The sequence below is a fragment of the Sphingopyxis sp. genome, assembly GCF_041916015.1.
Lineage (GTDB): Bacteria > Pseudomonadota > Alphaproteobacteria > Sphingomonadales > Sphingomonadaceae > Sphingopyxis.
This window is the reverse complement of sequence record NZ_JAYSAH010000107.1, coordinates 1-11,213: the sequence shown is the minus strand read 5'-3', so window position 1 is coordinate 11,213 and position 11,213 is coordinate 1. Positions and strand designations below refer to the sequence as shown.

Genomic DNA, 11,213 nt, shown 5'->3' with positions numbered 1-11,213 from the left:
GCCGCACACTCTCCCTTCGTCATTCCCGCGAAAGCGGGAACCCAGGGATGGGTAAGCGGACGGACGCTCTGGGTCCCCGCTTTCGCGGGGATGACGAAGTAAAGAAAGGGCAGCGTCCGCTCCCCACCCCAATGCCGACACCCCAGCCTCGCACCCATTGACGCCCCGTTAACCAATGTCCGGCATAGCATCGCGATCATTCAGGGACGTGGGTGCGCGATGAAATTCGATCCGATCAATCCGGCGGCGCAGATACTCGACCAGTCGGTCGCGAGCGATTGCGGCGAGCTGGCGGTCGGGTGCAGCGATGCGGCGGGGCGCATCAAGCGCGCCACCGACCAGATGGATCGCCAGATTTCCGAGCTCGGGCGGCTCGAAGAGTTCGTCGTCAGTCTGGAGGCCGACCAGCGCCAGATCGCCGATTCGACCGACGAGGCGAAACTTCTGTCGGCGCGCGCGTGCGAACAGCTCGACGCGGGGGCGGAGCGGGTCAACGGTGCGGTCACCGAATTCCGGTCGGTCATCGATCTCGTCGCGCGGCTCGGCACGCATGTCACCAATTTCGCCGCGGTGATGGAGCAGGTGCAGCAGGTCAGCCAGTCGATCGAGCAGATCGCCAAGACCACGAACATGCTGGCGCTCAACGCCGCGATCGAGGCCGAGCGGGCCGGCGATGCCGGGCGCACCTTCGCGGTCGTCGCCGCCGAGGTGAAGAAGCTCGCGCAGAACACGCGCAGCGCCACCGACGAAATCCGCCGCTCGATCGGCAGCCTCGCCGCCGAGGCGGGCGGGCTCGTCACCGAAATCCAGTCGGGGGTCGAGCAGTCGAGCCGTGCCGAGGCGCAGTTCGAGACGATCACCGACGCGCTTCACGACGCGACGCACCTCGTCGCGCTGCTCGACGACCAGAGCGACCGGATCGCGCAGTCGAGCGCGATGGTCCATGCGAACGGCGCCAGGGTCCGCGAGGCAATGGACCGCGTCGTCCATTCGGTGCGCGACAACAGTGCGATCCTCGACGGCACCCGCGCATCGATCCTGACGATGGAGCATGTGTCGAACCGGATGTTCAATGCGGTGATCTCGGCCGGAGTCAGCCCCGCCGATTCCGCGGTCGTCGAACTCGCCGCGCGTGTGCGCGACCGCTTCGTCGCGCTCGCCGAGGATGCGGTCGCCGAGGGCAAGCTGACGATGGAGCAGCTTTTCGATACGAACTATGTCCGCGTGCCGGGGTCGAACCCCGAACGCTTCCGTACCAGCCTCTGCGACTGGGCGGACGCTCATTGGCGGCCGCTGTTCGACCAGATCGTCGCCGAGCATCCCGAGATCAAGATGTCGTCGGCGGGCGATATGAACGGCTTTCTGCCGACGCATATCACCGACTGTTCGCGCGCGCCCACGGGCGATATCGAGCATGACACCGCGCATTGCCGCAACGGTCGCATCCTCTATGACGAGACCGACGCGGCGGCGAAGCGCAGCAATGCGCCCTTCTTCATGACCGTCTATCGGCAGGAAGGCGACGGGATCAATTATGTGACGGTGCGCAACGTTTATATGCCCGCAGTGATCAACGGACGCCGCTGGGGCGACGTCGAGGTCGCTTACCAGCTATAAAGTTCGTCATTGCGAGCGCAGCGAAGCAATCCAGAGCGGTTTACACACACTCTGGATTGCTTCGCTGCGCTCGCAATGACGATGTGTATGAAGATCAGGCGCCCTGCCGCCGCGCCATGAAGGCGAGCTTCTCGAACAGCATCACGTCCTGCTCATTCTTGAGCAGCGCGCCGTGGAGGGGCGGGATCGCTTTCCCGACGTCGCGGTTCTGGAGCACCTCCAGCGGCATGTCCTCGGCGAGGAGCAGTTTCAGCCAGTCGATGAGTTCGCTGGTCGAAGGCTTCTTCTTGAGCCCCGGTACGTCGCGGACATCGTAGAAAATGTCCATCGCGCGGCTGACGAGGGTCTTCTGGATGCCGGGGAAATGGACCTCGACGATGTCGGCCATCGTGTCGCGGTCGGGGAATTTGATATAGTGGAAGAAACAGCGGCGCAGGAAGGCGTCGGGCAGTTCCTTTTCATTGTTCGAGGTGATGACGACGATCGGGCGCTCCTTCGCACTGATCGTCTCGTCGGTCTCATAGACGTGGAACGCCATGCGATCGAGTTCCTGAAGCAGGTCGTTCGGAAACTCGATGTCGGCCTTGTCGATCTCGTCGATCAAGAGGACGGGGAGCTTGGGGCTGGTGAAGGCCTCCCACAGCTTGCCCTTCCTGATGTAGTTGCGGATGTCGTGGACGCGTTCCTCACCGAGCTGGCCGTCGCGCAGGCGGGCGACCGCGTCATATTCGTAAAGGCCCTGCTGTGCCTTGGTGGTCGATTTGATGTTCCAGGTGATCAGCGGCGCGTCGAAGGCCTTGGCGATCTCCTCGGCCAGCACGGTCTTGCCGGTGCCGGGTTCGCCCTTCACGAGCAACGGGCGGCGCAGCATCGTCGCGGCGTTGACCGCGACCTTCAGGTCGTCGGTGGCGATATAGGCGCTGGTACCTTCGAAACGCATCGGCTCTTTCCCTTGACGTGAACGTCAAGCGAAATGGCACAGCGAGGCAGGGGGTGCAAGCGAATCTCCCCCCGCCACCGGCAGGAGCGGGTGATTCAGGGGTGCGCGCGGCTGGCGGCGCGGGCAGCGAGGAGGTCCCAAAGGCCGCTGTGCTGCGCGATGAGCTGCTGCGCGCCGAACGCGATCGCGCGCTCGACCGCCGGGCTGTCGGCTATCTGCGCCGCGACGCGCGCGGTGTCGCGCAGGTCGGGGAGGGTGCAGCGCGGCGCCGCGAGGTCGAGGCGCTGGGCGCTGATGTCGAGGAGGACGCGGATCGTTCGCCAGTCGAGCGTCAGCGCGATCGCGGCGCCGACGGCGCAGCCCTGACGGTCCGATTCGGCGAGCATGTCGAGCGCGCGGCGCTGCGCGGCGACGGCGGCCTCGCATTGCGCCTGGCCCTGCGTGCTCGGCACCGGGCCGACCGCGGCGGCGATCTTCGACAGGAACGCGCGTTCCTGCGCGAAGGCCTGCGCGGCTTCCTCCATCCACTGGCGCGACGCGGGGTCGACCGCCTTGCGCGCGGCGCTGTCGACGACGCCCGGATAACGGCCGTGGAGCAGGCAGAGGAAATGGACGGCATCGGCCAGATTGCGCATCGCCTCCGGCCCGTTCGACAATGCCCCCGACCGGACGTGCGGGTGTGCGCCGGTGCCTTCGCTGGCGACCAGATTGTCGAGCAGCTCGGCAACGCCGCGCGGTTGCGATCTGGGCTGGGTCGATAGGCTCAACGCTAGATCCTTGCCTGTTAAATGGGCCTGCTGCGTGGGCTGGTCCCCCCATCGCGTGGATTTCGAGCGTCCAGCTTTAAGCCAGTGTCGTAAACGTCCCGTTTATGAGCCGCCCTCCATTCGTCGCATGTGCTGTGCCGGATAGAGACAGCGAGACCGGCAAGCCCGGGGAAGCTTGCCGGTCCGGTGCCGGCGCCGAAGCGTCATGTGATGGAGGACGGGTGGGAGAGGGAGCCTCCGGCCCGTCGCCCGTCAGGCTGCGAGTGCGTATTCGCCGGCCTTGTCCTCGACCTTCGGTGCAGCGGGCGCGGCGACCGGCAAGGCCTGCCCGGTCGCTTCCTTGCGGGGAAAGAGCAGGCGCGAGAGCAGCACGATGGCGCCGAGCGCGAAATAGGCGGCGAAGGTCTGCACCGGCATGAAGAACAAAGGCGCGATGAAGGCGAGGCGGAGCCACAGCGGGTTGAATCCGAAATCCTGGCCCACGGCCTCGCAGATACCGAAGAAGGTGTCGCGGCGGCGGAAGAGATTGGTGGTTTCGTTTTCCATTTTTTCGTCTTTCCCTTTGGCTGCGAACACGGGCCCGCGCCGATGCCGGATGCATCGCAAAGGCCGTGCCATTTGATGCAGTCCCCCGATTTCCGGGCTTTTTGCTTTTGGTCGATGCCGGCCGCCTGCCCCGAACCTCGAATCATTTCCCATCGAGTGGGAATGTTCGCCATTTGATGGGTCACGCCTGAACCGCTGATGAAGCCCGCCGCATCCGATGGCGAGTGCTATCTGGCGGGGATATATGAAGATTTAAAGGATGCGGGCGAAAAAATTGTGCGGTGCGCAAATCCACGTCGCCGTGAACCCGGTTCGACGTTCATAGGCCGGTGCCTGTTCGACGGGGCGGGATCGGTTGATTTCACGCAAAGGCGCAAAGGCGCGAAGAAATAGAGTCTCACACAAAGACACAAAGAGGTCGGGTGTAACCGCGCTTCCGGTTCATCGCCGCGGGGACCTCGAAAGGCGCTTCGCGCGGGTGACCCATAAACGATCGCGTTGGTGCACGCCCTCTTTGTGTCTTTGTGTGAGAAATTTTTCTGACTCTTCTTCGCGCCTTTGCGTGAAATCAACCGACGCTGCGCCGGGGAAAGGGAGGATCGGGTGCTGAACCTGCTTTGGCATGACGGAATATAGGAAAGGGGACGGCCCGCTCCCGGACCGCCCTCTTTTTGTTTCCACCGTTCGCTGCCTTATTGGTCGAGGAAGCTGCGCATCTTGCGGCTGCGGCTCGGGTGCTTCAGCTTGCGCAGCGCCTTTGCCTCGATCTGGCGGATGCGTTCGCGAGTAACCGAGAACTGCTGGCCGACTTCCTCGAGCGTATGGTCGGTGTTCATGCCGATGCCGAAGCGCATGCGCAGCACGCGCTCCTCACGCGGCGTAAGCGACGCCAAGACTCGCGTAACCGTTTCCTTGAGGTTCGACTGCACCGCGGCATCGACCGGGATGACGGCGTTCTTGTCCTCGATGAAATCGCCGAGGTGGCTGTCTTCCTCGTCGCCGATCGGCGTTTCGAGGCTGATCGGCTCCTTGGCGATCTTCATCACCTTGCGGACCTTTTCGAGCGGCATCGACAGGCGCTCGGCCATTTCCTCAGGGGTAGGCTCGCGGCCGCTTTCGTGGAGGAACTGGCGACTGCAGCGCACGAGCTTGTTGATCGTCTCGATCATATGGACCGGGATGCGGATCGTGCGCGCCTGGTCGGCGATCGAGCGGGTGATCGCCTGCCGAATCCACCAGGTCGCATAGGTGCTGAACTTGTAGCCGCGGCGGTATTCGAATTTGTCGACCGCCTTCATCAGGCCGATATTGCCTTCCTGGATGAGATCGAGGAACTGCAGGCCGCGGTTCGTATATTTCTTGGCGATCGAGATCACGAGGCGGAGGTTCGCCTCGACCATTTCCTTCTTGGCGATGCGCGCCTCGCGCTCGCCCTTCTGGACCATATTCACGACGCGGCGGAATTCGGCGAGGCTCATGCCCGCGGCCTGCGCGATTTCGCTGATCTCGACGCGGATGCGGTCGACCGCGCCCGCTTCATTCTCGGCAAAGGCGGCCCATTTCTTGTCGATCCCGCCGACCTGATCGAGCCAGTTTTCTTCGAGCTCGCGTCCGACATAATGGTCGAGGAACGACTTGCGCGGCACCTTGTGGCGCTCGGCGAGGCGCAGCATCTGGCCGCCGAGCGCGGTCAGGCGGCGGTTATAGCTGTAGAGCTGGTCGACGAGATATTCGATCTTGGTGCCGTGGAACTGCACGCTCTCGACCTGCGCGGTGAGCTCCTCGCGCAGCTTGTGATATTTCTTTTCCGATGCCGAGGGAAATTCCTCGCCGCCCGACAGCGATTCAAGGCGCGCTTCCTGCAGCTTCTGGAAGGCCTTGAAGCTCTTGGTGATGTTCGCGAACTTTTCGAGCGCGTCAGGCTTCAGCAACTCCTCCATCGCCGCGAGGCTGAGGGTATTGTCTTCCTCATCCTCCTCGAAGCTCTCGCGCTTGCCCGAGCTGCCTTCGCCGTCCTCGTCGTCGCCGTCGGCCGAGGGTTCTTCCTCGACCTCATCCTCGTCCTTGAACGAGACGCCGGCGTTCTTTTCGCTGATCTCGCCGTCGTCCTCGGCGGCTTCGTCGTCGAGATTCTCGGGCGCGGGGTCCTTCGAGAGCATCGCTTCCAGGTCGACGATCTCGCGCAGCTGCATGTCGCCGTTGTTGAGCGCGTTCGACCATTCGATGATCGCGTTGAAGGTCAGGGGGCTTTCGCACAGCCCGAGGATCATCGTATCACGGCCCGCCTCGATGCGCTTCGCGATCGCGATTTCGCCTTCGCGGCTGAGCAGTTCGACCGCGCCCATCTCGCGCAGATACATGCGGACGGGATCGTCGGTGCGATCGACCGTCTCCTTCTTCTTCTCGATCGCGGGGTTCGAGACCGATCCGGTGCCGGCCGAGACATCGACCTCTTCGTCCTGTTCCTGCTCGGCCTCTTCCTGGACGTCCTCGTCGCTTTCGACGATGTTGATGCCCATGTCGGAGATCGCCGACATGATGTCCTCGATCTGCTCCGACGACATCTCGTCCTGCGGCAGCGCCTCGTTGAGCTCGTCATAGGTCAGGTAACCGCGCTTCTTGCCGCGCGCGATCAGCTTTTTGACGTCGGCCTCGTTGAGGTCGATCAGCGGGGCGTCGGTGTCGGCTTCGGTGTTCTTGGTGGCCATATGCGTTCGTCGTTCCTGCCTTGGGGCATCAAAGGGTCGGTCTTCACTGGCTCGTGCTGTCGGACAGCGCGGCCAGGCGGCGGGTCAGTTCCTCATCCATCGCACGCAATCTTTGCTGGCGTGCCAGGCCTTCATCATCCATCGTGCGCTGGAAATCCGCGGTTGCCTCGGCGAGGCGGGCGCGGATTTCGGGCTGGCTGACCAGCACGCCGATATATTCGTCGAGGTCGCGCAGCGCGATTTCGCGCGCCGCATCGGCCTCTTCGTCTTCGAGCCGTCGATTGAACGAGAAGTGCATTCCGTCGGCTCTGAGCAATGTCATCGCCCTATTATACACTTTCATGGGCTCCAATATGGCAAGCAACCCCTCGCAATCAAGCCCTTCCTGGGCATTTGCGATGTCAAGCATTGCGCCGAGCAGTTCGGCATCGCCGGAATCGGGGATGGCGAGGCGGAAAAGCTCGTCCTCATGGCGCCGGATCGCCTCCGGATAGCGCAGCAATCCGCCGAGCAGTGCGGCTGCGTAGGGCGTGGCGATCCCAGACTGGCTGAGCGCGCGGGTTTCCTCAGCTGGCGGCTGGAGGCGCGGGTCGGGCTGGAAGCGGCGGCCGCCGCGCGGCGACTGCGGCGCCCAGGGCACGCGCGGGCCGCGCTCGGGCTGCTTGCGGGCGAAGAGCGCATCGAGCTTTTCGCGAAATGCCTCGCGATAGTGGTGGCGGACGTCGGCATCCTGAATCGCGTCAGCGTGGGCAAGGAGGCGGGTCTTGAGCGCCGCGCGTTCCTCGGGGGTGGGGAGCGGTCCGGCGGCGACTTCGTGCGCCCAGAGGCGCTCGACGAGCGGCTGCGCGCCCTCCAATATGTCGGTGAAGCCCGAGGCGCCGCGCGCGCGGACGAGATCGTCCGGGTCCTGTCCCGCGGGCAAGGTCGCGAAGGACAGGCTGAAGCCGGGGCGGAGCAGCGGTAGCGCACGCATTGCGGCGCGCATCGCGGCCTTCTGTCCCGCGCTGTCGCCGTCGAAGCAGAGGACGGGCACGGGGACCATGCGCCAGATCATCCCGAGCTGGTTCTCGGTGAGCGCGGTGCCGAGCGGGGCAACCGCGTCGGCGATCCCCGCCTCGGCGAGGGCGATGACATCCATATAGCCCTCGACGACGATGATCCGGTTGGTCTGCCGCGAGGCGGGGCTTGCCTTGTCGAGATTGTAGAGGGTGCGGCCCTTGTCGAAGAGCGGGGTGTCGGGCGAGTTCAGATATTTGGGCTCGCCATCGCCGAGGATGCGTCCGCCGAACGCGATCACGCGCCCGCGCGCATCGCGGATCGGGATCATCAGGCGGCCGCGGAAGCGGTCGTAGGGTTCCTTATCATCGACCGCGATGAGCATCCCCGATTCGACGAGCATCGCGGTCGGGAATTTCTTGAGCGCCTCTTTCAGCGCGCTGCGGCTGTCGGGCGCGAGGCCGAACCCGAAAGCGGCGCGGGTGGAGTCCGAAATGCCGCGCTTCGCGAGATAGTCGCGTGCCGGGGCGCCGTTGCTGCTGTCGAGCTGCTGGATGAACCAGTCGGCGGCGGCCTGGGTGACGTCGCGCAGGCTTGCCTGCTCCTCGGCCTTTTTCGCGGCGCGGGGGTCGGCGGCGGGGACTTCCATCCCGGCTTCGGCGGCGAGTTCCTTCACCGCATCCATGAAGCTGAGGCCGCGCTGATCGGTCATCCAGCGGATCGCATCGCCATGTGCCGAGCAGCCGAAGCAGTGGTAGAAGCCCTTTTCGTCGTTGATCGTGAAGCTGGGGGTCTTCTCGTTATGAAAGGGGCAGCAGGCTTTATATTCGCGACCGGCGCGGGTGATCTTCACCGTGCGGCCGATGAGGGTCGAGAGGGTGATGCGCGAGCGGAGTTCGTCCAGCCATTGCGGGGTGAGGGTCATGCGTTCCCCTTCCGATCGGCCTGAACCCTGCCTCCGTTCGTGTCGAGCGAAGTCGAGACTCGTTCGCGCCCAGCCTCACGTCCCTCGACTTCGCTCGGGACGAACGGGGCGGTCGAGTGTTTCTCGGTGGAAACGGGAAGGGGAGGGCGTTCGTGTGGGGGCTTGGCGAAATGGCCCACCATGCGCCAGTCGCTCCGGATCAACGCTTCCTTTTTCGCGCGCGACCAGGGTTTGATCCGGCGTTCGGCCTCCAGTGCTTCGACCCGTGTAACGAAATCTTGCGACCAGACCAAGGTCACGGGCCGACGACGCGAGGTGAAATCGCAAAATCCGCCATGTTGATGCTCAGCGATGCGGCGTTCCAAATTATCGGTGTGTCCCGTGTAATAGCGGCCGTCGGAGCAGCGCAGCATGTAGGTCCAGAACGCCATCCCGCCACATAAACGTTCGTGTCGAGCGAAGTCGAGACACGTTGGCGTGGCGCAAGGTAGCACGTCCCTCGACTTCGCTCGGGACGAACGGAAAAAAAGACCGTGTTTGAGGGTTAACTCAACGCCGCCTTCACCCACCCGCTCGCCTTGCTCATGTCAAGCTGGCTGCCCAGCCGGTCCTTCACCGCGGCCATCACCTTGCCCATGTCCTTGAGGCTCGTCGCACCGAGTTCCGCCACGATTACCTGAATCGCCGCGGTCGCGTCGGCTTCCGAAAGCTGCGCGGGCAGGAAATCCTCGATCACGACGACCTCGGCCGCCTCGATGTCGGCGAGTTCCTGACGGCCGCCCTGTTCATACATCGCGATCGATTCGCGGCGCTGCTTCACCATCTTCTGCAGCACGTCGGTGACGAGCACATCGTCGTCGGCCGGCGCGGTGCCGGTGCGCAGTTCGATGTCCTTGTCCTTGATCTTGGCCAGCATCAGCCGGATCGTGCCGAGGCGCGCCTTGTCGCCGGCTTTCATCGCGGCAACCTGCGCAGCCTTGATGTCGTCGCGAATCATCACGTGTCCCCATGGCTCACAAATTTCGGAAAGGCCCTCCCTAGCGGGAAGATTCCAAATCCGATAGCTTGTGAATCACTTTTTTGCCGCCTAGTTGGTCGGCCGTTTAGCCCCCCGACCGGAGCAGTATAAATGGCACCTGCCAGCCCTTTGGCCAACCCATCCGCCGCGCCTTCCGGAGCCACCGGCGTCCTCGTTCTTGCCGACGGCACGGTCCTGTGGGGCGTGGGGTACGGCGCCGCCGGGGCCGCAGTCGGCGAGATCTGTTTCAACACGTCGATGACCGGCTATCAGGAAATCCTCACCGACCCGAGCTATGCCGGGCAGGTCGTCACCTTCACCTTTCCGCACATCGGCAATGTCGGCGCGAACCCCGAGGATATGGAGCGCGGCGTGCATGGCGCCGTCGGCGCCATCACGCGCGAGCTGCCGACGCAGCCGAGCAACTTTCGCAGCGTCCAGACGCTGCCCGAATGGATGGCCGAACAGGGCGTGATCGGCCTAGCGGGCATCGACACGCGCGCGCTGACCCGCCGCATCCGCGATGCGGGCGCGCCGAACGGGGTGATCGCGCACAGCCCCGACGGCAAGTTCGACACCGACGAACTGCTCGCCATGGCGCGGAGTTGGCCGGGGCTGGAAGGGCTGGACCTCGCGAAGGACGTCAGTCGCACCGATACCGGCGACTGGACCGGCGGGGCGTGGACGCTGGGCCATGGCTATGCGACCGAGGACGGCGGCGAGCGCCCGCATGTCGTCGCGATCGACTATGGCGCAAAGGACAATATCTTCCGCAACCTCGTAAAGGCCGGCGCGCGCGTCACCGTGGTCCCCGCGACCGCGAGCCTCGACGAGGTGCTGGGGCACCAGCCCGCGGGCGTGTTCCTGTCGAACGGCCCCGGCGATCCCGCGGCGACGGGCGACTATGCGGTGCCGGTGATCAAGGGGCTGCTCGAGCGCGACGTGCCGATTTTCGGTATCTGCCTCGGCCACCAGATGCTCGGCATCGCGGTCGGCGCGAAGACGGTGAAGATGCATCAGGGTCATCGCGGCGCGAACCATCCGGTGCAGCGCGTCGGGGGCGATTTTGCCGACGGCGTGGTCGAGATCACCAGCATGAACCACGGCTTCGCGGTCGATGCCGCGACGCTTCCCGCGGGCGTGGTCGAGACGCACAAGAGCCTGTTCGACGGATCGAACTGCGGCATCGCGATCACCGGCAAGAACGCGTTCAGCGTGCAATATCACCCCGAAGCGAGCCCGGGGCCGCAGGACAGTTTCTATCTGTTCGAGAAGTTCGTTGGTGGACTCAAGTGAGGCGAGCCGTGCTGTTCGGTGCCTTTCTATTGGGGGCATGCCAGTATGGCAGCGAATTCGCTGAGGAAGTACATCTTAAAGATTTCGCCCGGACCTGTGGAGTTGATCGCTTCAAAATCACTTACGAAGACAATCTCTATTATCTCGACATCGAGAGCGAACAGGAATCGCAAAATTTGAAAACATGCGTCGAACAAGAGGCCGACAAAGCGGGTCTGGCTGCATTGGTTCGCATCGATGAAAAAGGCCGAGTTTCCTAAATGCCCAAAAGAACCGACATCCAATCCATCCTCGTCATCGGCGCCGGCCCGATCGTTATCGGTCAGGCGTGCGAGTTCGACTATTCGGGGACGCAGGCGATCAAGGCGCTGAAGGAGGAGGGCTATCGCATCGTCCTCGT

10 protein-coding genes are annotated in these 11,213 nt (G+C 64.1%); 3 read left to right on the top strand and 7 right to left on the bottom strand.

What is annotated here, in order from left to right; all coding sequences use genetic code 11:
• Window positions 1–219 precede the first annotated feature (219 nt).
• Window positions 220–1,617 (top strand): methyl-accepting chemotaxis protein, encoded by a 1,398-nt coding sequence (locus ACE3SL_RS15325; RefSeq protein WP_374526586.1) that lies wholly within the window; start codon window positions 220–222, stop codon window positions 1,615–1,617.
• A 94-nt stretch (window positions 1,618–1,711) separates the two neighbouring features.
• On the opposite strand, the gene ACE3SL_RS15320 is transcribed toward ACE3SL_RS15325, so the two are convergent.
• The 7 genes from ACE3SL_RS15320 to ACE3SL_RS15290 form a co-directional block, all read right to left on the bottom strand.
• Window positions 1,712–2,557 (bottom strand): AAA family ATPase, encoded by an 846-nt coding sequence (locus tag ACE3SL_RS15320; protein WP_374526585.1) that lies wholly within the window; start codon window positions 2,555–2,557, stop codon window positions 1,712–1,714.
• Window positions 2,558–2,652: 95 nt separating this feature from the next.
• A complete protein-coding gene (locus tag ACE3SL_RS15315; RefSeq protein ID WP_374526584.1) occupies window positions 2,653–3,324 on the bottom strand; it encodes a hypothetical protein in 672 nt (223 codons plus the stop codon).
• Window positions 3,325–3,576: 252 nt separating this feature from the next.
• Window positions 3,577–3,870, bottom strand: a complete 294-nt coding sequence (locus tag ACE3SL_RS15310; protein ID WP_374526583.1) for a PspC domain-containing protein — start codon at window positions 3,868–3,870, stop codon at window positions 3,577–3,579.
• Between the two features lie 692 nt (window positions 3,871–4,562).
• The gene (gene rpoD / locus ACE3SL_RS15305; RefSeq protein WP_374526582.1) at window positions 4,563–6,578 is read right to left on the bottom strand and encodes an RNA polymerase sigma factor RpoD; all 2,016 of its coding nucleotides are present in this window, start codon (window positions 6,576–6,578) and stop codon (window positions 4,563–4,565) included.
• Window positions 6,579–6,621: 43 nt separating this feature from the next.
• Entirely contained in the window at window positions 6,622–8,499 is a 1,878-nt protein-coding gene (gene dnaG, locus ACE3SL_RS15300) for a DNA primase (RefSeq protein WP_374526581.1), read from the bottom strand.
• Window positions 8,496–8,930, bottom strand: a complete 435-nt coding sequence (locus ACE3SL_RS15295) for a GIY-YIG nuclease family protein (protein ID WP_374526580.1) — start codon at window positions 8,928–8,930, stop codon at window positions 8,496–8,498. The genes dnaG and ACE3SL_RS15295 overlap by 4 nt, the downstream gene beginning before the upstream one ends.
• 113 nt (window positions 8,931–9,043) lie before the next feature.
• A complete protein-coding gene (locus tag ACE3SL_RS15290) occupies window positions 9,044–9,496 on the bottom strand; it encodes a GatB/YqeY domain-containing protein (protein WP_374526579.1) in 453 nt (150 codons plus the stop codon).
• 132 nt (window positions 9,497–9,628) lie between these two features.
• On the opposite strand from ACE3SL_RS15290, the gene carA reads away from it, so the two are divergent.
• Together carA and ACE3SL_RS15280 are read left to right on the top strand one after the other, a co-directional pair.
• On the top strand, window positions 9,629–10,813 hold the full coding sequence (gene carA, locus ACE3SL_RS15285) for a glutamine-hydrolyzing carbamoyl-phosphate synthase small subunit (protein ID WP_374526578.1): 1,185 nt from the start codon (window positions 9,629–9,631) through the stop codon (window positions 10,811–10,813).
• 8 nt (window positions 10,814–10,821) lie between these two features.
• Window positions 10,822–11,073 carry a hypothetical protein gene (locus ACE3SL_RS15280; protein WP_374526577.1) on the top strand — a complete coding sequence of 84 codons (252 nt, stop codon included), beginning with the start codon at window positions 10,822–10,824 and terminating at the stop codon, window positions 11,071–11,073.
• The last annotated feature ends 140 nt before the right edge of the window (window positions 11,074–11,213 follow it).

What these genes read in the sequence shown, in the direction of transcription:
- ACE3SL_RS15295 (WP_374526580.1), bottom strand. Translation starts at nt 8,930, where the DNA reads ATGGCGTTCTGGACCTACATGCTGCGCTGCTCCGACGGCCGCTATTAC.
- ACE3SL_RS15290 (WP_374526579.1), bottom strand. Translation starts at nt 9,496, where the DNA reads ATGATTCGCGACGACATCAAGGCTGCGCAGGTTGCCGCGATGAAAGCC.
- rpoD (WP_374526582.1), bottom strand. Translation starts at nt 6,578, where the DNA reads ATGGCCACCAAGAACACCGAAGCCGACACCGACGCCCCGCTGATCGAC.
- ACE3SL_RS15320 (WP_374526585.1), bottom strand. Translation starts at nt 2,557, where the DNA reads ATGCGTTTCGAAGGTACCAGCGCCTATATCGCCACCGACGACCTGAAG.
- ACE3SL_RS15310 (WP_374526583.1), bottom strand. Translation starts at nt 3,870, where the DNA reads ATGGAAAACGAAACCACCAATCTCTTCCGCCGCCGCGACACCTTCTTC.
- ACE3SL_RS15325 (WP_374526586.1), top strand. Translation starts at nt 220, where the DNA reads ATGAAATTCGATCCGATCAATCCGGCGGCGCAGATACTCGACCAGTCG.
- dnaG (WP_374526581.1), bottom strand. Translation starts at nt 8,499, where the DNA reads ATGACCCTCACCCCGCAATGGCTGGACGAACTCCGCTCGCGCATCACC.
- carA (WP_374526578.1), top strand. Translation starts at nt 9,629, where the DNA reads ATGGCACCTGCCAGCCCTTTGGCCAACCCATCCGCCGCGCCTTCCGGA.